This is a genomic window from Streptomyces niphimycinicus (assembly GCF_018883605.1).
Lineage (GTDB): Bacteria > Actinomycetota > Actinomycetes > Streptomycetales > Streptomycetaceae > Streptomyces > Streptomyces niphimycinicus.
In genome coordinates this window covers 1-555 of sequence record NZ_JAHLEM010000046.1, presented here as the reverse complement: position 1 = coordinate 555, position 555 = coordinate 1, and the positions used below count along the sequence as shown (strand labels likewise).

Annotated in this window: 1 protein-coding gene; it reads left to right on the top strand. The window is 71.2% G+C overall.

The genetic code is table 11. The features are described from left to right. Positions 1-171: 171 nt before the first annotated feature. Positions 172-555: response regulator (locus KN815_RS05770; protein ID WP_216340658.1), on the top strand; the 384-nt coding region annotated here is incomplete at its 3' end.

Below are 555 nucleotides of genomic sequence, written 5' to 3'. Positions count from 1 at the left end.
CCGTGCGTGGGAGTTGCGGCGACGCGGGGCCCCGTCAACGGCCCCCGCCCCACCACCGCGCCAGCGGGACGGGGCTGGACGCGAACGCAGCACCATCGCCAGTGGTGCCCGTTGCGCAAGCCCGACGCTTTAGCGCCGGGTAGTTGACGTTCGCTTTGGGAGGCTGGTCGTATGCGTTTGCTGATCGTGGAGGACGAGCGGCGGCTGGCCCTGTCGCTGGCCAAGGGGTTGCAGGCCGAGGGGTTCGCCGTGGATGTCGTCCATGACGGGCGCGAGGGGCTGCACCGTGCGCGGGAGGGCGACTACGACCTGATCGTTCTCGACATCATGCTGCCGGGGATGAACGGCTACCACGTGTGCGGGGCGCTCCGGGCGGCCGGGAGCGATGTGCCGATCCTGATGCTCACCGCCAAGGACGGCGAGTACGACGAGGCCGAGGGGCTCGATACCGGCGCCGACGACTATCTGACCAAGCCGTTCTCGTACGTGGTGCTGGTGGCCCGGGTGCGGGCGCTGTTGCGGCGGCGGGGGGCCGGGGCCTCACCGGTGGTGCGG